Annotated in this window: 15 protein-coding genes and 3 pseudogenes; 11 read left to right on the top strand and 7 right to left on the bottom strand. The window is 70.3% G+C overall.

Annotated elements, in window-relative coordinates; translation table 11 throughout:
* The first annotated feature begins 400 nt into the window (after positions 1–400).
* The 4 genes from ACIBBH_RS31920 to ACIBBH_RS31905 all read left to right on the top strand — a co-directional run bounded on the left by ACIBBH_RS31920 (position 401) and on the right by ACIBBH_RS31905 (position 5,077).
* Entirely contained in the window at positions 401–2,494 is a 2,094-nt protein-coding gene (locus ACIBBH_RS31920; RefSeq protein ID WP_399410569.1) for a spore surface glycoprotein BclB, read from the top strand.
* 148 nt (positions 2,495–2,642) lie between these two features.
* Entirely contained in the window at positions 2,643–3,281 is a 639-nt protein-coding gene (locus tag ACIBBH_RS31915) for a tetratricopeptide repeat protein (protein WP_399410567.1), read from the top strand.
* Positions 3,278–4,552, top strand: coding sequence for a glycosyltransferase (locus ACIBBH_RS31910; protein WP_399410565.1), 1,275 nt, complete (start codon positions 3,278–3,280; stop codon positions 4,550–4,552). Before ACIBBH_RS31915 ends, ACIBBH_RS31910 begins: the two co-directional genes overlap by 4 nt.
* Before the next feature lie 87 nt (positions 4,553–4,639).
* The gene (locus ACIBBH_RS31905; protein WP_399410563.1) at positions 4,640–5,077 is read left to right on the top strand and encodes an ATP-binding protein; all 438 of its coding nucleotides are present in this window, start codon (positions 4,640–4,642) and stop codon (positions 5,075–5,077) included.
* Here ACIBBH_RS31905 and ACIBBH_RS31900 read toward each other — a convergent pair.
* The 5 genes and pseudogenes from ACIBBH_RS31900 to ACIBBH_RS31880 form a co-directional block, all read right to left on the bottom strand.
* Positions 5,040–6,332 carry an IS256 family transposase gene (locus ACIBBH_RS31900; RefSeq protein WP_399410561.1) on the bottom strand — a complete coding sequence of 431 codons (1,293 nt, stop codon included), beginning with the start codon at positions 6,330–6,332 and terminating at the stop codon, positions 5,040–5,042. The genes ACIBBH_RS31905 and ACIBBH_RS31900 overlap by 38 nt on opposite strands.
* A 111-nt stretch (positions 6,333–6,443) precedes the next feature.
* On the bottom strand, positions 6,444–6,725 hold the full coding sequence (locus ACIBBH_RS31895; RefSeq protein WP_399410559.1) for a hypothetical protein: 282 nt from the start codon (positions 6,723–6,725) through the stop codon (positions 6,444–6,446).
* Positions 6,726–6,819: 94 nt separating this feature from the next.
* Positions 6,820–7,536 carry an ABC transporter permease gene (locus tag ACIBBH_RS31890; protein ID WP_399410557.1) on the bottom strand — a complete coding sequence of 239 codons (717 nt, stop codon included), beginning with the start codon at positions 7,534–7,536 and terminating at the stop codon, positions 6,820–6,822.
* A 66-nt stretch (positions 7,537–7,602) separates the two neighbouring features.
* Positions 7,603–7,731, bottom strand: coding sequence for a hypothetical protein (locus ACIBBH_RS31885; RefSeq protein WP_399410555.1), 129 nt, complete (start codon positions 7,729–7,731; stop codon positions 7,603–7,605).
* A gap of 81 nt (positions 7,732–7,812) precedes the next feature.
* A pseudogene (locus tag ACIBBH_RS31880) lies at positions 7,813–7,884 on the bottom strand (ATP-binding cassette domain-containing protein); the annotation flags it as partial.
* Positions 7,885–8,100: 216 nt separating this feature from the next.
* On the opposite strand from ACIBBH_RS31880, the gene ACIBBH_RS31875 reads away from it, so the two are divergent.
* The 5 genes and pseudogenes from ACIBBH_RS31875 (at position 8,101) to ACIBBH_RS31855 (ending at position 13,922) form a co-directional block, all read left to right on the top strand.
* Positions 8,101–8,415 carry a trypco2 family protein gene (locus ACIBBH_RS31875; RefSeq protein WP_399410554.1) on the top strand — a complete coding sequence of 105 codons (315 nt, stop codon included), beginning with the start codon at positions 8,101–8,103 and terminating at the stop codon, positions 8,413–8,415.
* Positions 8,415–10,580: a hypothetical protein gene (locus ACIBBH_RS31870; protein WP_399410552.1), complete on the top strand. Its 2,166-nt coding sequence runs from the start codon at positions 8,415–8,417 to the stop codon at positions 10,578–10,580. The genes ACIBBH_RS31875 and ACIBBH_RS31870 overlap by 1 nt, the downstream gene beginning before the upstream one ends.
* Positions 10,577–11,572, top strand: coding sequence for an AAA family ATPase (locus ACIBBH_RS31865; protein ID WP_399410550.1), 996 nt, complete (start codon positions 10,577–10,579; stop codon positions 11,570–11,572). The genes ACIBBH_RS31870 and ACIBBH_RS31865 overlap by 4 nt, the downstream gene beginning before the upstream one ends.
* A 4-nt stretch (positions 11,573–11,576) precedes the next feature.
* Positions 11,577–13,010 (top strand): annotated as a pseudogene (locus tag ACIBBH_RS31860) (SAV_2336 N-terminal domain-related protein); the annotation flags it as partial.
* Between the two features lie 222 nt (positions 13,011–13,232).
* Positions 13,233–13,922, top strand: a complete 690-nt coding sequence (locus tag ACIBBH_RS31855; RefSeq protein WP_399410603.1) for a two-component system response regulator — start codon at positions 13,233–13,235, stop codon at positions 13,920–13,922.
* 56 nt (positions 13,923–13,978) lie between these two features.
* Here ACIBBH_RS31855 and ACIBBH_RS31850 read toward each other — a convergent pair.
* A pseudogene (locus ACIBBH_RS31850) lies at positions 13,979–14,563 on the bottom strand (RNaseH domain-containing protein); the annotation flags it as partial.
* Positions 14,564–14,630: 67 nt separating this feature from the next.
* Here ACIBBH_RS31850 and ACIBBH_RS31845 point away from each other — a divergent pair.
* Positions 14,631–15,143, top strand: coding sequence for a hypothetical protein (locus tag ACIBBH_RS31845; RefSeq protein ID WP_399410548.1), 513 nt, complete (start codon positions 14,631–14,633; stop codon positions 15,141–15,143).
* A 941-nt stretch (positions 15,144–16,084) separates the two neighbouring features.
* On the opposite strand, the gene ACIBBH_RS31840 is transcribed toward ACIBBH_RS31845, so the two are convergent.
* The gene (locus ACIBBH_RS31840; RefSeq protein WP_399410547.1) at positions 16,085–16,681 is read right to left on the bottom strand and encodes a DUF2867 domain-containing protein; all 597 of its coding nucleotides are present in this window, start codon (positions 16,679–16,681) and stop codon (positions 16,085–16,087) included.
* Positions 16,682–16,784: 103 nt separating this feature from the next.
* Here ACIBBH_RS31840 and ACIBBH_RS31835 point away from each other — a divergent pair, with 103 nt between their 5' ends.
* A complete protein-coding gene (locus ACIBBH_RS31835; RefSeq protein WP_388360640.1) occupies positions 16,785–17,342 on the top strand; it encodes a TetR/AcrR family transcriptional regulator in 558 nt (185 codons plus the stop codon).
* Positions 17,343–17,359: the final 17 nt, after the last annotated feature.

The following is a 17,359-nucleotide window of genomic DNA, read 5'->3' as shown; positions in this document are numbered from 1 at the left end:
GCAGGGCAGTCAGGGAAGTGAAGGTGGCACGGGGAGCCAGGGCAGCCAGGGCGACGTTGGTCTGCAGGGTGCTCAAGGCGGCCTTGGTGCGCAGGGTTTTCAGGGCGGTGCTGGGGCGCAGGGCAGCCAGGGCAGTCAGGGGGATGCCGGTACGCAGGGCAGTCAGGGGTCTCAGGGTGAAGGTGGTGTGCCTGGGAGCCAGGGGGTTCAGGGTTTTCAGGGTGGTCGGGGTGTCCAGGGGGGGCCTGGTGTTCAGGGTGCTCAGGGTGGTATCGGTCCGCAGGGTTTCCAGGGGCCGCAGGGCAGTCCGGGTGGTTCGGGGGCTGGGCCGCAGGGGAGTCAGGGCAGTCCGGGGGTTCAGGGTTTCCAGGGCAGTCAGGGTGCTCAGGGCGAGACCGGTGTGCAGGGGGTTCAGGGCAGTCAGGGGTTCCAGGGCACCCAGGGTTTCCAGGGCGGTCCGGGAGTCCAGGGGGCGCAGGGCGGCACCGGGGCACAAGGGGCTCAGGGCGAGACCGGGGCGCAAGGAAGTCAGGGCAGCCAGGGCGAGACCGGGGCGCAGGGCAACCAGGGCAAGACCGGGACGCAAGGGATCCAGGGCAGCCAGGGCGGTACCGGAGCCCAGGGCAGCCAGGGCGGTTTCGGCGTGCAGGGCGCTCAGGGCAGCCAGGGTGACGTGGGGGCGCAGGGCCTCCAGGGTGGTACCGGTGCGCAGGGCGCCCAAGGTGGCACCGGAGCCCAGGGCAGCCAGGGCGGTATGGGACCGCAGGGCGTGCCGGGCAGTCAGGGTGGTGTGGGCGCGCAGGGCAGTCAGGGCGGTTTCGGCGTGCAGGGCGCTCAGGGCAGCCAGGGTGACGTGGGGGCGCAGGGCCTCCAGGGTGGTACCGGTGCGCAGGGCAGCCAGGGCGGTTTCGGAGCTCAGGGCAGTCAGGGCGACGTCGGCGCGCAGGGCGTGCAGGGCAGTCAGGGCGGTAGCGGAGCGCAGGGAACCCAGGGTGGCCTTGGCGCGCAGGGCAGTCAGGGCAGCCAGGGGGAAGCGGGCGCGCAGGGCAGCCAGGGGTTCCAGGGCGACACGGGTGCACAAGGAGCCCAGGGCAGCCAGGGTTTCCAGGGGGATACCGGATCGCAGGGCTTCCAGGGCGGTGCCGGTGCGCAGGGCAGTCAGGGTGGCCTCGGTGCGCAGGGCTTCCAGGGTGCATTGGGGACTCAGGGAGTCCAGGGCAGCCAGGGGGACGCGGGCACGCAGGGCAGCCAGGGGTCTCAGGGTGAAGAAGGTGTCCCCGGTAGCCAGGGAACTCAGGGTTCCCAGGGTGGTCCCGGTGTTCAGGGCGGTTCCGGCGTTCAGGGTGCCCAGGGTGGTATTGGCCCGCAGGGCTTCCAGGGAGCGCAGGGCAGTCCGGGTGGCGGTTCCGGGTCTGGGCCGCAGGGCCCGCAGGGCAGCCAGGGCAGTACCGGAGTCCAGGGTTTCCAGGGCAACCAGGGTGCTCAGGGCGAGGTGGGTGTGCAGGGGTTCCAGGGCGCTTCCGGCCCACAGGGCACTCAGGGCTTCCAGGGCGGTCCGGGAGCCCAGGGCGCCCAAGGCGGCACCGGGCCCCAGGGGTTCCAGGGCGCTTCCGGCCCACAGGGCACTCAGGGCTTCCAGGGCGGTATCGGAACCCAGGGCAGTCAGGGGTTCCAGGGCAGTACCGGTGCGCAGGGCAGTCAGGGCAGCCAAGGCTTCCAGGGCAGTACCGGTGCGCAGGGGGCCCAGGGCAACCAGGGCTTCCAGGGCACCCAGGGCAGCCAGGGCGGGACCGGCGCCCAGGGCAGCCAGGGCGGCACCGGGGCCCAGGGCAGTCAAGGCACCCAGGGCACCCAGGGCAGCGTCGGCGACCAGGGCGTGCAAGGTGTGCAGGGTGCGCAGGGCAGTCAGGGGACGCAGGGCAGTCAGGGGTTCCAGGGCGGCACCGGGGCGCAGGGCGCCCAGGGCGGCACCGGGGCCCAGGGCGCCCAGGGCGCTGTCGGAGCCCAGGGCGCCCAGGGTGGTACTGGAGCTCAGGGCGCGCAGGGTGGCACCGGTGCGCAGGGCACCCAGGGCAGTCAGGGGTTCCAGGGCGCTATTGGGGCCCAGGGCAGTCAGGGGAGGCAGGGCAGTCAGGGGTTCCAGGGCGGTACCGGAGCGCAGGGTGCCCAGGGTGTTACCGGAGCTCAGGGCGCCCAAGGCGCCATCGGAACCCAGGGATTCCAGGGCGGCACCGGCCCGCAGGGATTCCAGGGCGTCAGCGGTGCGAATGCCGGTGCGCAGAGCACGGTCGTCACGGCTACCAGCGCCACGGGCAGTGCCACCGCCCTGTGTCCTGCCGGCACCTTCGCCGTAGGCGGCGGTTACGCGGACCCGTCGTCGGTACCCAGCGACGTTATTCGCTTCAACCGCCCGGTCGGTTCACCGGCTACCGGCTGGCAGGCCACCGCGAACAACGCGCGCTCCATCACCGTATACGCGGTATGCACGCCGTGAGCCCGGGCCGTGAGGCTCATGCTCGGTCGGCCGACGCTCACGGCACCACTGAGCCGACGGCGCCCCCGGGGACGCCGTCGGCCCCCACCCCCTGGTTGCCCCTGTCGGCCGACTCGGCCGCGCTACCGGATCGGTGAGGTCGGCCCAGTTGAGAACACGGATGGTCCTGTGGACCGGAGTCGCCGCGACCGTCGTCGTCGCCAACGCGGTGAGCGGCTGGGTTCACCTGCCCGGAGGAGACTCGCCGGCCACACCTGTGACCGCGTCAGGGTCCGCGTCACCTGCGGCCACGCCCGTCCGGAAGACGGAGAACCTGCTCCAAACGGGTATCAGACAGGGCGAGAACAAGGATTTCCCCGGCGCGGCGAGAAGCTTCAAAAAGGTCCTGGACCTGGAGCCCGCCAACAAGTTCGCCTGGTACAACCTCGGCGTCATCGCCCAGCACGACAACAGGACGGCCGACGCCCGCGCGGCTTACGACCATGCCCTGAAGAGCGATCCAGGTTTCGAACCAGCCCTCTACAACAAGGCGATCCTGCTCGGGCCGACCGACACCGATCAGGCGATCGTGATCCTCCGGCGCATCGTGGACGCCGACCCCAAGGCCGCCACGGCCTATCTGCACCTTGGACAGGCCCTGGCGCGGAAGGGCCGCCACGACGAGGCCGAGGACGCCTTCGGCCTCGCCGTCCATGCCGACCCGTCGCTCCGGCAGTTCGTCCCGGAGCGGTTCCGGGCCTCCGCGAGCGCAGCATCGACAGCCACTCAGGCAGGTATCAAGAGATGACCTCTACCCCGACCCCGAAGTTCTCCGTCTTCACCCCCAGTCACCGACCGCGGTTCCTGGACGAATGCCTCACGACCCTGCAGGCGCAGACCCGCTCCGACTGGGAGTGGATCGTCCTGCTCAACAACGGCGCGCGATGGCGGCCGGAACACCCGGACGACCGTGTCCGGGTGGAGATCGCGGACGAGGTCCAGGGGGTGGGAGCGGCCAAGCGCCGCGCCTGCGAACTGGCACGCGGTGAGATCCTCGTCGAACTCGACCACGACGACCTGATGGCCAAGGACTGCCTGGCGGAACTGGCGAAGGCCTTCGACGGGAATCCCGGCGCTGTCTTCGCCTACAGCCATACCGCTCAGATCACCGAGGACGGAGGCCGGGACGACACCCGGTTCAACGAGGCGCACGGCTGGCAGTATGAGGAAGTGGACGTCGACGGTCGCCGGTTCCTGCAGGCCGTCTCCATGGCGCCGACGCCCCACAACGTCTCGTACATCTGGTACGCCCCCAACCATGTGCGGGCGTTCCGCAAGGACACCTACGAACAGGTCGGGGGGTACGACGCCACCCGCACGGTGCTGGACGACCAGGACCTGATGTGCCGTCTCTTCCAGGCGGGTGACTTCCACCAGATCCCGCGCTGCCTGTACCTGCAGCGGCTGCACCCCCACAACACCCAGCGCGACACCGAGATCAACGCGCACATCCAGCGTGAGACCGTCGCCCTGTACGACAAATACATCGAGGGCAACGCGCTGGCCTGGACGAAGCGGCGCGGCCTGCTCGCGCTGGACCTCGGCGCCGCGCACCGCAAGCCGCCCGGCTACCTGGGAGTGGACCAGCACCCCAGGGACGGCGTCGACATCGTCGCCAGGCTGCCGGAGCCGCTGGACCTTCCTGACGACTCGGTCGGTCTGCTCCGTGCGGTGGACTTCCTGGAACACGTCCCCGAGAAAGTTCCGCTGATCAACGAGCTGTACCGCCTGCTGGCACCGGGCGGCATGCTCCTCACCCTCACACCCAGCTCCGACGGCCGGGGCGCCTACCAGGACCCGACGCATGTCGCGTACTACAACGAGAACTCGTTCTGGTACTACACCGACAACCAGTACCGCGCCTTCGTACCGGAGATCCAGGCCCGATTCCAGAACTCACGGCTGGTCACCTACTTCCCTACCGACTGGCACTCCAGGAACCATATCTCCTATGTGCAGGCCAATCTGATCGCGATGAAGGACGGCGCCGAACGCTGCGGCGGTCCCTTGCTGGTGTGACGCCCAGGGCGACGAAATGCGTGCAGGGAACGCGGTCACCCTTCGGACTCGTCCCGCCTGACCGCGGACACTGATGTTTATGTCGAGTTGGAACTCGATGACTTCGGCGGCGTTCAAGCGGTTGTCGTCAAGGACAACGGCCACGGCAATCCGTCAGCGGCGGTGGAATCGGCCTTCAAGGGAATGGGCGGATCGTGGAAGCGGACCGCGCCGGGCACCGAGAGTGGTCGGCAGTTGCACGGCCGCCACGGCTACGGACGCTTCCGGGTTCTCGCACTCGGCTCAAACGCCACCTGGACGTCTGTGTCGAAGGGGCCCGGGGGCATGACCGAGGTCGTCATCCGCTTCCAGGACGGGGACAGTAACTTCGACGTCGGCGAACGCACGCCGACGTCGTCGCAAGAACCCGGCACCATCGTGCGCGTCACCGGCGAAGCTCAGCGTAAGCGGGACTGTCCAATCGACGGTGTAACTGGAGTTGTTGAGGCTACTGGCGGGCTGCTGAGAGTCGGCCGTCGAAGGTGATATCGAAGGCGTTGAGGGCGGTCTTCCAGCGGCCGGTCCAGCGGGCTTGTCCCTTGCCTGTGGGGTCAAGGGACATGATCGCCATGTAGACGCATTTCAGTGCGGACTGCTCGTTGGGAAAGTGGCCGCGGGCTTTGACCGCCCGGCGGATCCGGGCATTGACGGACTCGATCGCGTTGGTGGTGCAGACGATCCTGCGGATCTCGGTGTCGAACCGAAGGAATGGGGTGAACTCTTCCCAGGCGTTCTCCCAGAGCCTGACGATCGCCGGGTATTTCTTGCCCCAGGCGTCGGCGAACGCGGCGAACCGCTCCAGGGCGGCGTGTTCGGTCGGCGCCGTGTAGATGGGCTTGAGCGCTTTGGCGATCTTGTCCCAGTCCTGGCGGGCGGCATAGCGGAACGAGTTCCGCAGGAGATGCACCACGCAGGTCTGGACGAGGGCGGCCGGCCAGACCGTCTCGACGGCATCGGGCAGGCCCTTCAGGCCGTCGCAGACGAGCATGAGGACGTCACCAACACCGCGGTTCTTGATCTCGGTGAGGATGTGGAGCCAGTGCTTGGCGCCCTCACCGCCGTCGCCGGCCCACAGGCCGAGGATGTCGCGGCGGCCCTCCGTGGTGACGGCCAGTGCCACATAGTCCGGCCGGTTGGCGACGGCGCCGTCGCGGATCTTCACATGGATGGCATCGATAAAGATGACCGGATAGACCCGGTCGAGGGGCCGGTTCTGCCATTCGGCCATGCCCTCGAGGACCTTGTCGGTGATGGTCGAGATCGTCTGGCGGGATACGTCGGTGCCGTAGACCTCGGCCAGGTGGGCCTGGACCTCGCCCGTGGTGAGGCCCTTCGCGGCGAGCGAGATGACCATTTCGTCGACGCCGGTCAGGCGCCGCTGCCTCTTCTTCACGATCTTGGGTTCGAACGACCCGTCCCGGTCGCGGGGCACGTCGATCTCCACCGGACCGACCTCGGTCAGCACCGTCTTGGAGCGAGTCCCGTTGCGGGAGTTGCCGCCGTTCTTGCCTGCCGGATCATGCCGGTCATAGCCGAGGTGATCAGTGACCTCGCCCTCCAGAGCCGACTCGAGGAGGCGTTTCGTCAGTTGCTGCAGCAGACCTCCCTCACCGGTCAGCTGAAGCCCCTCGGCCTGAGCGCGACCCACCAACTCCTCGATCAGCTGGTCATCCACCGCCCGCGCCGGCGCCGGGACAGCCGCCTCTGAACTCGCCTCCTCAGACGTGTTGTTACTGGTCATCAGTGCATCCTCCGTGATCAGGAGTTACACCGTTTTTCTTACAGTCCCAGTACGGGCAGCCAAGGCGGGTGCCGCAGCCGACTCGGGGATGACTACGGGGGTGCGGTCGCGTCACCTGCGGAAGCGGAAGAGCCAGGTTCCGCCGGCCTTCTGCTCGGGCACGGCCTGGCCCTGCTCTTCATGCCGGTGTTCGTCCGGCCAGGCTTGCTGGAGGTCGGTGACGAACCGCCGGTCACAGTCCTCGCACAGAGTCGGGTTGGGCTCTGGGGAAGCGCCCCAGCCGACGCGCTCGGTCGCCTTCCACCGTTCGTCGGTGAACGCGGCACCGCACTCGGTGCAGATGGGACGGTGAGGCGAGCGCTGGAAGCTCTGTTGCTCTGCCCCACGACGCACCGGCTCCTGGTGCTCCTGCCTGCCAGCAGCTTGGCGTTCGGCGGCGAGGGCCCTTTGCTTGCAGTGGTCGCACAGGTGCGGGGTGAATGCGGGGTCAGTTGCTGGAGGGCTGTGCGGCGAGCGGACGCAGGCGGTGGGCGTCGTCGAACAGAGCGCGTTCGGTGAGTCGTACGGCGATGAGCGCGGCCAGCGCGGCGGCGGCGATCAGCATGTACATCACGACGATCTGGTAGCGGATCGCGGTGAAGGGGTCGACTCCGGCGAGGATGAGGCCGGTCATGGCGCCGGGGAGGCTGATGATGCCGACGGTCTTGGTGGAGTCGAGGGCGGGGATCAGGGCGGTGCGGATGACGGTGCGCTGGTGCGGGGCAAAGGCGTCGGTGGCGGAGAGGCCGAGGCTGAGGCGGGCCTCGATGGCGGGGCGGGCGGTGCGGACCTCGTCGTGGAGGCGGGTGAGGGCGAGGGCGGTGGCCTGCATGGCGCCGGAGACGACCATGCCGCCGACGGGGATGACGACGCGGGCCTGGGTGGCGATCACGCCGAGGGCGAGCAGGGTGCCCATGGTCGCTGCCGTGCCGGCGGTGATAGCGATGGTCGCCGTGGGGTGGGTTTTGGGCAGGGCTGGGGTGCGGCGGGCGGCGACTTGGCCGGCGATGAGCACCATGATGCCGAGCCAGCCGATGGCGCCCGCCAGCCCGGTGTGACGGAAGACCAGCAAGAGGAGGGCTCCTACCGCGGCGAGTTGGAGTGCGGCGCGGACGGCGGCGACGGCGATGTCGCGGGCCAGGTGCAGGCGTCCGTGCCAGGCCACGGCGATGGTGAGGGGCGATGAGGGCTGCGGAGGCGGTGACGCCCGCCCAGGTGGGGACGGCGGGGTTCACGCGGGTTCCTTGAGGTAGTCAATGCGGTGGGCCTTGCCCTGGTCGGCGAGGCGGCCGTGGTCGAGGACGAGGACGTGGTCGGAGACGCGGCGGGCCTGTGCGGTGTTGTGGCTGACCAGGCCCACGGTCAGGCCGTCGGTGACCAGTTCGCGTACGACGCCCTCGATGGCGGCGGTGCCGACCGCGTCGAGGGCGGAGGTGGGTTCGTCCAGCAGCAGTGCCTGGGGCGTGACGGCGAGGGCCCGGGCCAGGCAGACGCGTTGGGCTTCGCCGCCGGAGAGGTTCGTGGTAGTACCGTCGCCTCATCGACGGCGATCCGGTTCGCGGCGACGCTGCCCGCGATGGCCGCTGGCCCTCCCCGGTCATGGACTGGGGCACGCCGCCTCCCACCCGCCGGACATGCACCCCGGCGCGCCCGTTCCCCCGAAGTCGGGCGCCCGGCCCCAAAACCTTGGCAGACTACTCCGCAGGCACAGTGCGCGTTGGGGGTGTGGATGGCGGGGATCGGTCTTGCCGCGGCGATTGAGGAACTGCGGCAGGAGCTCTATCGGGCGCAGGACCTGGGGGCAGACCAGCAATTCGCGTTCGGCATCGAGGAGGCCGAACTGGAGCTGCAGATGGAGCTGCGCAACAGCGACAAGGGGGACGGCAAGGTCAGCTTCGGTGTGGCGACCGTCGGCGCGGGCGGTGAGCACTCCACCGTCCGCACCCACAGACTGACGCTGAAGCTTTCGGTCCGGGACCGGGCCCGCGGCGGCTCCAGTCCCGAGATCAGCGACACCCAAACCGGGTTCTGGGACGAGGGGTGATGGACCCGCACAGACTGGTGCTGATCCGCAGCGGAACCACGCGGCTGCGCCATCGCGTCGGCTCCGGCTATCTCGTCGCACCCCGCCTGGTGCTCACCGCCGGACACATCCTCCGGGACGGCGAAAGCGGCGCCTACTGGGAGGAGATCCAGGTCAGAGTGGGACACCCGGGCCGCGGTGAGACGCTACGCACCGGAGCGGAGCTGATCTGGATCCATCCGCAGGACCTGGACGTCGCCCTGCTGCTCACACACGACGAGATTGACGTACCGGGGTCGGTTCGATGGGGCCACCCCGTGGGGAGGGCCCCGCTGCGCTACGAGGGACTGGGCTTCCCGCTGGCATCCGCGGAAGACGGTCGTGACGCCGAACACCTCCGAGGCGTCCTGCCTCCGCTGTCCTCCGGGGCTCGCGGCCTCTACGTGCTCGACCAGGAGCCCGCACCCGACCTCCGCGACGACGGCCGCAAGGCCTGGGGAGGCGCCTCGGGAACCGCAGTGTTCTGCGAGGACCACCTGGTGGGCGTGGTGATTCGCGACGACCGGTCCTACGGCAACCGCCGCCTGCGGGCCCTCCCGGCGCATTGCTTCGTCCAGGACGACGGCTTCGAGGCACTCCTGCGGCGGTTCGCCGGCGGTCCACCTCGCCTGACCGAGATTGGCGCCGCCCTCCCGACGGCCCAGCCCGCGGCGGAACGCAGCCCGGCCGAGCAGGAGACCGAGCGGCTCCTGTGGTCGGTGCTCGGCGGCCGGATCACCTACGCGGCACATGCCCGCGCCCTCGCACAGCGGCTCGGATACACCGTCCCCGACAGCCATGAACCGACCATGCCCGACCTCGCGGCACTCGTGGCGGCCCATCCCCGGGCCCTGCCCTCCCTGAGCAGCACCCTGGCCCCGGCCCTCACCGGCGAGGGCGAGCGCACCCGCCTGACGGACGTCCTCACCCGCGCCCGTGCCGGCGGACTGTGTCTGCTCCTGTCCCTGGACGAGTGCGAGCACTTACTGGAACTGCTCCGCGGCATCTGCAAGGAGCAGCCCACGCTGATACCTCGCGCCGCCCGCGAGGCCCTGCGCTACGCTTGGCTGCCCGACCCGCTGAACCGCACGCACCTCTGCGCCGACGACCTCGAACACGTCGTCGAGCACCTGGAGTCCCTCTCCGACAGCGAGCGTGTACCGGACGGCACACCGTCCGTACCGGCCCTGCTCCGCTTGGTCGAATGCGTGGCCGCCGCTTTGGGAAGGGAAGCGGGCGCGGAGCTGCGCAGCTGGTCCGATCAGGTGGCCGCCCGGACCGGCATCCATCCGGCGGCGCTTGCCGAGCGCCGCACCGACGCCGGCCGCTGGGCCACCCGGCAGTCGTCCCCCTTCTCCCGCGTCATCGTCGAAGTTTCCCGCGCGCGGACCGAACCGCGCGAGAGCTACTACTGCCGCATCCTGCTCGCCCGCGCCGACGGCACGCACACCCCCCTCCACGAGGCAGAGAGCGCGCCGAGGACACCCGAGGAAGTGGCCCGGCGGGTGCGCGACGCCGTCGAGGTCGTCGCGGACGAGCTCGGCCCGACGGCCGCGCCCCACGCGACGGTTCTGGTGGCCCGGGACAGCCTCCATCTGCCCATCGACGAATGGAACCCCGGGGCACCCAACGAGTTCGTGCCCGACCAGCCGATCGGCGCCGAGTTCTGCATCACCCTGAGCTGCCCGGAGATGAGCGACCTGGTGCGCGGCAGAGAACGTGAGCACCGGCGGCGCTGGGAGAGCGGAGACGCGGCCCCCTTGGTGGTCGACGACGAACGTGTCACTCGGCCGCGGCTTAGGCGGCTGCTCCAGACCACTCACCGTGACGCCACCCAGGTCGTGCTCCACGGTTCCCCGGAACAGCGGGACGCACTGCTCGAACTCTGCCTGGCGCTCGGCGTCCCGGTCGTCCTCTGGGACCGGCGGGCCGACTGCCCCGCGGACGCGGCCGGGCTACAACAGCTGGACCCCACCGGCCCGCTCGCCGATCTGCCCGAGCGGATCCGCGTCTTCCGCGGGGCGGCGTTCGACGAGCCGGAGACGCTCCCGGAGCGCCCCGCACTCGTATGGGAGGAACACGGCCGGCGACCGCGGCCCGAATCGCTGACCCTGCACGACCCCCCAGAAGGAGCCCATGCGCCATGACCGCCGCAGAATTTGCTGCCACCGGCCACCCCACCCCGTCCGGCGACGGAAACTGGCGGCTCTTCCGGGGCGATGGAGCGCCCCGCGCAGTCACCTTCCCGCCCGCCCCGCCATGGCGCCGGCTCCACCCGGAGGAGCCCGACGGCTCGCAGACCGCACGCCCCCGCCCGTACCTGATCGACCCCGACGACGCGGACATCGTCAGCGCCGCCCTCCACCTGCGCCGGCCTCTGCTGGTCACGGGACACCCCGGTACCGGAAAGTCCTCCCTAGCCCACGCGATCGCCCACGAACTCGCCCTCGGCCGCGTCCTGCACTGGCCGGTCAACAGTCGCTCGAGCCTGCAGGACGCCCTCTACCACTACGACGCGATCGGCAGGCTGCGGGAAGCGAACCTCCGCAGGGACACGGACGGCTCCGAACCCGGCATCGGCCAGTACGTTCGGCTCGGACCCCTGGGCAACGCGCTGCTGGCCCGGGACCGGCCCAGGGTCCTGCTCATCGACGAGCTGGACAAGGGGGACGTCGATCTGCCCAACGACCTGCTCACGGTGTTCGAGGAGGGCGAGTTCGAGATTCCGGAGCTCAGCCGCCTCCCCGAGGAACGCTCCACGGTCCACGTCCGGACCGACGACCCGGACGCGCCAGCCCCGGTGGTCCGCGGCCGCGTCCGCTGCCGTGAGTTCCCCGTCGTGGTCATCACCAGCAACGGTGAACGCGAGTTCCCGCCCGCCTTCCTCCGACGGTGCGTCCGTCTCGACCTGCCCGAGCCCGACGAGGAGCGGCTGCGGGACATCGTCGCCGCGCACCTCGGCGACGAGGCGCTCCACGACATCGACGACCTGCTGGAGGAGTTCCTCGGCCGCCGCGCGCCCGGAGAACTCGCGACCGACCAGCTCCTCAACGCGGTCTTCCTGCGCAAGGGCGGCATCGATCTGGACACCGGCCGACTGCTCGACGCCGTTCTGCACCAACTCGGCGGGGCGGTATGAGGGCATGATCGGACGTCTGAGAGAGATCCTGGCCAGGAGCGGCGTCGACCTCGCCGACGAGGAACTCCTCGACGTCCTGTGGCTGGCCAGGAACCTGCCGGGCGACGTCGGTCCGTTGGCGCGACGTCCGGCCCCGGCCGCCCCCTCACGGCAGGCTGCCGAGCAGGGTGAGCCCCGAACCCCCGGCGCGGACGATCCCGCGCAATCGGGCGCGCACCCGCCGCCGGACGTCGCCCCGCACCGCCTGTTCCCCATGCACGCTGCCCCGCGGGGCAAGGGGAGCGGCAGGCCGGAGCCGGCCCCGCACCGGGCGCACGCCGTACGCACCCCTGGCCCCCATGTCCTGCCCAGCCGTCATCCCACGCTCGGCAAGGCGTTACGGCCGCTGCGGCAGCGGCTCCCTGATCGGCACCGTCAGGAACTGGACGTGGCACGGACGGTGGACGCCATGGCCGAGACGGGTCTGCCCGAGACCGTGACGAGCCCCGCCCGTAGCCGCTGGCTCTCCCTCGCCCTGCTGATCGACGACGGCGTGTCCATGGTCCTGTGGAAACGTCTGGCCTCCGAGATCCGCACACTGATGGAACGGGCCGGGGCCTTCCGCGACGTCCGCGTGCTCGGACTTAACACCCGTGGTCCCCACGCCCCGTTGCTGAGCAACCGTCCCTACCGGCAGCAAGGTCCCTACCTTCCGCCGGCCGCGCTCAGCGACCCCACCGGCGGCACCCTTGTCCTCATAGTCAGCGACGGCGTCGGCGACGCCTGGTGGGACGGCCGGATGAGCGAGGCGGCGGCCCTGTGGGCCCGACGGCAACCCACCGCGATCCTGCAGGCACTGCCCGCTCGGCTCTGGGCGAACTCGGGCATCACAACTCGGCCGTGGCACGTCACCAGTGTCCGCAGGGGCGGTCCCACCACCGCCTGGCACGTCACCGACCCGAGACTGCCGGCGGATCTGGTCGGCTTCGACTCCGTCCCCGTCCCGGTGCTCGAACCCACACTGGCCGCCGTCGGCGACTGGGCCCGGCTGGTCGCCTCACCAAGCGCGACCGCGGTGCTGCCGCTGTGGGACATCGGGCGGTCCGTCACCCAGCCCTGGCGCGCCGAGACCGGGCAGGGTCCGGACGCCGAAGCCGTCCTGCGCTTCCGCGGCACGGCCAGCCCGGAGGCGTATCGGCTCGCCGCCCACCTCGCGGCCGTGGCGCCCGTCACTCCGCCCGTCATGCGCATGGTGCAGGAGGCCCTGGGCCCTCCGACGGACACCGGGCACCTCGTGGAGGTCTTTCTCGGCGGCCTCATGCACAACGCCGCCGCGGACACCACCGGCCGGTTGCCGCAGCCGGAGTTCTTCGACTTCTCCGACGACGCACGGCGCATCCTCCTCGGCACGCTCCCCGCCCGCGAGTTGCTGCGCACCACACGACTGATTGCCGACCGCCTGGCAACAGGTGTCCGGCACTCACGGAGCTTCACCGCCTGGGTGGCGCACCCGGGAGGCGCCGCCGCCGTCGGCGCACCCGAACGGTCCTTCGCCCAACTGGAGGAGCGGCTGCTGAAACGCCTCGGTGTCGCCGCGCACATCGACGCCCCGCCCGCCGACCGGCCTCCCCCGGCCCCGGGACCCCCGGAACCCCGGGAACGGGCCCGGCCACAGCCACCCGTGGCTCAGCGGACGGACACCAGGCCCCCCGCACCGTCCTCCGCGGCGGACACGAAGGCCAAGATCCTTCTGGTCGACAACCAGCCGGAGAACCTGCTGGCCTTGGAAGCGGGCCTGTCCGCGCTCGACCAGACACTCGTCTGCGCCTCGTCGGGAGAGGAAGCACTCAAGGCGCTGAACGACGACGAATTCGCCCTCGTTCTACTCGCCACCCAGATGTCGGGAATGGACGGCTACGAGACCGCCGCACACATCAAGCGCCGTTTGCGGACTCGCGACACCCCGATCATCTTCGTCAGCGCGTACGAAATGGGTCCCCAAGCCACCTTCCGAGGGTATGCGGCCGGTGCCGTGGACTATGTGTCGCGGCCGTACGATCCCTGGGTGCTGCGCGCCAAGGTGGCCGTCTTCGTCGACCTGCACCAGAAGAACGTGCAACTGCGCAAACAGGCGGCCTTGTTGCGCACCGGGGCCGCGACCGATCTGCTGGCGCAGCTGTCCACCCTGTTGTCCGACGTCGAGACGCAGGCACGCGACCTGACCGGACAGCTCCAGGCACACGCATCGAGCGCGACGGTGAGGACCACGGCCGCCCGCCTGGAACGCGCGGTCAGGAGCCTGCGCCAGCTGCTGCAGGGAGAACCTGGTGCCCCGCCCGCCCCGGCTTCCCAACACTCACCACGACAGTGAAGGGCGTGATCGCAGAGGCGGGCGGCCGCAAGCCCGTAGGTGAGCAGAGCCTGGTCGGCGGGTTGATGGAGCACGGTGATTTCCGTTGCCGTGTGGCTGTACCAGGTCGCGGCTTGCTCTTTGGGGTCGCTGCTGCCCCACCGGGTGTAGGACTCGCCGGCGCGCGCGTGGCGCGCTCCTCCTGTGAACTGGTGAGGGAGGTTGCAGAGGATGAACGTCTGCTCGGCCTGTTTCATCTGGAAGAGGCCGGTGGCGAGTTTGCCTTCCTCGGTGACGGGTTCGTCGTACTCCGGGATGTGGCGGAGCCGTTCGATAAGGGCCGGCCGGGCCACATCCTCGCTGCCGGAGGTGACCCGGACGACTGCCCGCGGTCGCTGGTCGGGTGCGAGCGTGAAGCCGGGCAGTGCCGGCCGCTTGTTGATCTGACCGGCCGCGTCGGGTGTCTTGCCCAGGTTCTTGTTGGCGAGCAGGGGCCAGATGCTGCGGGCTTCCCCTCCGGAGACGTACATGACGTATCCCCGGGCCGAGCCTGCGTGTCCGCCCAGTTCGTAGAGGGCGCGGTCGATGTGGCGGGGCAGGAGTTCCGCGGCGTCGGCCTTCGGGCAGGGGCCTGGCACGGAAGTGGTAGTTGGCGGAGACATAGTCGAGCCAGGTGCCTTGGCTGGCGTGTTCGGCGGGGAGGTAGGCGAGGGTTCGCCAGTACGGGCCGTGGGGGACGAGGGCGACCAGGGTCCACATCAGTTTCGGCTCGTCGGTGGCGATGCGCCGTTCGCCGCGCTGCTGGCGCAGGTGGAGCCCGACGTGGACGAGGGGTTGCTTGAGGCCGTTGGGGCCGGCGCTGAGGGCTTTGGTCAGTCGCGGGTGCACGAGACCGGCCACGCGGGACAGGTCGGCGATGGCCATGTGGCCGCGGTGGTGTCCCTGGAGTTCGAGGCTCAGGAGCTCGAGGTCGGTGGTGGGTTCGCGGTCCTTCTTGCGGGGGTTGCGGCGTCCGGGCTTGTACAGGGTGAGGAACTGGGCAAGGACACGGTGCTTGGCGAGCTCACCGTTGACTCGGTGCTTGGCGTCCAGGGTGTCGGGGTTGACGACGGTGGAGTCGGTCTTCTTCGAGGCGCGTCGATCGCGTGCCCAGGCCTTGGGGTCGTACTCGGTTTCGCATCGCGGTCGATGGGCCGGGTGGTGGCGAGGGACTTCGGCGGGTTGGTCTTGGAGGTGGGGTAGAGGGTGGTGGTGTAGCCGACGGCGCGCAGGACGGTCAGCAGCCCGCTGTAGGGGAGGTTCGCTGTGGAGCCGGTGATGCCACGGTATTCCCCGCGCAGCTTCTTCCAGGCGGTGTCGATCTTCACCTCGGGCAAGCGGTACAGCCATACCGAGCCCAGGAGTTCTTCGTTGGTGTGGCAGGCCAGCAGGGACAGCTGGGTCTGGTCCGTGGTCATCAGACGCAGATGCCGGGCACGTGCCAGCCGTAACACAGCAACCAACCGACCCACAGCAACACCAAAAACGTCAGCCCCACATCGGCGTCCATCACAGCAGTCGAGCCACCCACAACAACCCACTGAACACCAGAAAACCCGCTACTAACCCACCGACATCACAACGCCGAACCAACACCGACAAAAAAACGCAGATCATCAGCCGCCGAGTGGCGGAAAAGCCTGGGATGGCGGGAGGGACAGGGATTCGATGGGCGCGTCGTCGGCCGCGCGACGAGCGGCGGGACATGCGGATCGCCGCGGCCTGGGCGGTTCTGTCAGGCCTGAGGGCTGCCGTGTCGATGCTGTGTGGTGTTCGGGAGCGCCGCCGTACTGACTGGGTGAAGGCGGCACGACAGCCGCGGGCGGGCGGGTTCGGCGCGGGTGGTGACGGCGGCAGCGCCGGAGACTGACCAAGCGGCACCAGCCGGCTCACCTTCAAGTGCACTCTGATCGAGAGCGACTCCCACCGCCTCACCCGCAGGTCGGTCCGCAAGACGCTCACCCTGCCCGTTGCCGCCCCGGTGTTCGGCTGCTGCCTGAGCAGATCCTCACCCAGCTCGCCCGCCACGCCGAACTGCACATCGACGGCGACCGGGTGCCGGGGGCCGGCCGCCTCGGCGGGCGTGCGTGTGGGTCGGGTGCTTCCCCCGTGCGCACCCGGCCCGGTCGGAGTGGCGGCGGGGGTCAGGGCTTGGGGGCGGGAGCGGTCGCCTGCCAGCGGGTGCCGATGGTGCGCAGCAGGTTGTCGTAGACGCCGAGGTAGCGGAAGGGCTTGATGGCGGCCATGTAGAGGTGGCCGAAGGGGCCGTTGGGCTTGACGAGGACGGCCATCTGCCCGCGGTAGCCGCCGGAGCCGTCCGGGACCCAGCCGAGGTGGAGCACGCCATGCATGGTGCGGTTGGCGATCTCGGCCGCCCACTCGTCCTCGGTCTCGTAGACGGTGGTGAAGCGGGGGTTGCGGGAGGACGGCAGTTCCTGGCGGAGGTCGTCGGGCAGCCGGTCGCGCAGGGTCGGCACCCGCGCGCCCAGGCCGGCGTCCGGCTTGTCCCACCCGAACAGCGCACCGAGCTTCCAGCGGATCGCGAAGAGGGCGCGGGCGACGGGCGAGGTGACGAACGGCTCCTGGGCGGGGCCTGCGCCGCTGAAGAGGGCGACCAGGCGGGGCCAGTCGCCGGGGCTGCCCGGAGTGGGCAGCGCCCAGACGTCCTCGAGGCGGAAGTCGTGGGCGATGGCGTGGATGCGCCAGGGACGGGAAGTGTGGGCGGTCTTGGGAAGCCTCATGCCGAGCCCCTGTCTATACGGTGGCGTATAGACCTAGGCTAGCCCTGTGTGTACGGAGGCGTCTATACGGGTCCGTACATCCGGTGAGTCGAGGAGGCACGGCATGGGAGTCACCCGTACGCCGCGCGGCGCCTGGATCGAGCAGGGGATGCGGGCGCTTGCCGCCGGCGGTCCGGAGGCCGTTCGGATCGAGGTGCTGGCGCAGGCGCTGGGCGTCAGCAAGGGCGGGTTCTACGGGTACTTCCGCAACCGGGACGCGCTGCTCGGCGAGATGCTCGACACCTGGGAGCGGGAGGCCGCCGAGGCCGTGATCGAGCAGGTGGATGCCGGGGGCGGGGACGCCAGGGCCCGGCTGGAGCGGCTGTTCACCATCACCGCGGCGGCCACCGGGCCGGTGACGGGCGTGGCCTCGGAGCTGGCCATCCGCGACTGGGCGCGGCGCGACGAGGACGTGGCGGCGCGGCTGCGGCGGGTGGACAACCGGCGCATGGAGTACCTGCGCGCGCTGTTCGGGGCCTTCTGCCCCGACGAGAAGGAGGTCGAGCTGCGGTGCATGCTCGTCTTCTCCCTGCGGATCGGCAGCTACTTCATCGCCGCCGAGCACGGGGGGCTCAGTCGGGCGCAGGTGATGGAGCTGGCGCGGGAGCGGCTGCTGACGTAGGGGCGAGGGGCGGTCAC

It is taken from the genome of Streptomyces sp. NPDC051636 (assembly GCF_044453765.1).
Taxonomy (GTDB): domain Bacteria; phylum Actinomycetota; class Actinomycetes; order Streptomycetales; family Streptomycetaceae; genus Streptomyces.
Note: the sequence above shows the minus strand (reverse complement) of the source record. Positions and strands in the feature narration are given on the sequence as shown.

Bases quoted from the DNA above. Each gene is read 5' to 3' on its own strand.
- ACIBBH_RS31840 (WP_399410547.1), bottom strand. From the start codon at position 16,681: ATGAGGCTTCCCAAGACCGCCCACACTTCCCGTCCCTGGCGCATCCAC.
- ACIBBH_RS31870 (WP_399410552.1), top strand. From the start codon at position 8,415: ATGGACCCGCACAGACTGGTGCTGATCCGCAGCGGAACCACGCGGCTG.
- ACIBBH_RS31910 (WP_399410565.1), top strand. From the start codon at position 3,278: ATGACCTCTACCCCGACCCCGAAGTTCTCCGTCTTCACCCCCAGTCAC.
- ACIBBH_RS31835 (WP_388360640.1), top strand. From the start codon at position 16,785: ATGGGAGTCACCCGTACGCCGCGCGGCGCCTGGATCGAGCAGGGGATG.
- ACIBBH_RS31900 (WP_399410561.1), bottom strand. From the start codon at position 6,332: ATGACCAGTAACAACACGTCTGAGGAGGCGAGTTCAGAGGCGGCTGTC.
- ACIBBH_RS31875 (WP_399410554.1), top strand. From the start codon at position 8,101: ATGGCGGGGATCGGTCTTGCCGCGGCGATTGAGGAACTGCGGCAGGAG.
- ACIBBH_RS31865 (WP_399410550.1), top strand. From the start codon at position 10,577: ATGACCGCCGCAGAATTTGCTGCCACCGGCCACCCCACCCCGTCCGGC.